Here is a 799-nt window from a genome sequence, read left to right as displayed (position 1 = left end):
GGTTTTTCACGAATGATGTTACAATCTTTCATCATCTTTCTGATTAAGAGATTGCAATTAGTGTTGGAGGGCGTAGGAAACAATGCCTCAGTACGAGTCGTACCCTCATATTTTTCAATAATTTTCTCGGCTATATCTAACAGACGTACATTACAGGGCACATCGGATTTCTGAAGTCGTTTGATAAGCCATTTGTTACCGTCAAAGAACGATTGTAAGTGACTTTTCTTGAGCTGCTTGATGTCAATGTAAGAGAAGCCTGTAAAGCAACTAAAAACAAATAGGTCTCGTACTAATTCAGCAGAAGCACTCTTAGGATGATATTGTAGAAGAGCTTCTACTTCCTCTCTAAGCAAATAGCCTCTGTCTTTCTCCTCCATAGAACTTATATAATTCTTAAAAGGATTGCGATAGATGATACTCTTGTCTATAGCTATTTCTACCATTTTACAAAGGGGCATCATATAAACCCATATTGTGTTGTGAGTAAGACTTTTATTAACTCTAAGATAGAAGTCAAAATCGTTGATAAAGTCTTCTGTAAGCTCTTTGAAAGAAATATCACTTCTGTGGTATTTGTACTGGATAAACTCACTCAAATGAGTGTATACATTTTCGTATTTGTTGAGCGTACTATAACTTCTAACACCTTTTTCTACCATCAGGGCAAAGTCCTCTTTAAACTTCTCATAGACTTTTAGCAAGGAATCTTCCATTACTCCTATACCCAAGAAAGTAGCTTTTAGCTTCTGAGCAGTAACCACTCCCTCGTACTTCATCAACTCCTCATAATGAGTAA

General features: G+C 36.3%; 1 protein-coding gene. It reads right to left on the bottom strand.

Translation table 11 applies throughout. The features are described from left to right. Positions 1 to 799, bottom strand: a 799-nt coding sequence (locus I7X29_RS15225; protein WP_198475887.1) for a site-specific integrase, incomplete at both ends; no start/stop codon positions are given.

Origin of the sequence: Capnocytophaga periodontitidis, from assembly GCF_016126015.1 — a bacterium.
GTDB lineage: Bacteria > Bacteroidota > Bacteroidia > Flavobacteriales > Flavobacteriaceae > Capnocytophaga > Capnocytophaga periodontitidis.
The sequence above is the reverse complement of the archived record's forward strand: the minus strand, read 5'-3'. Positions and strand labels throughout refer to the sequence as shown.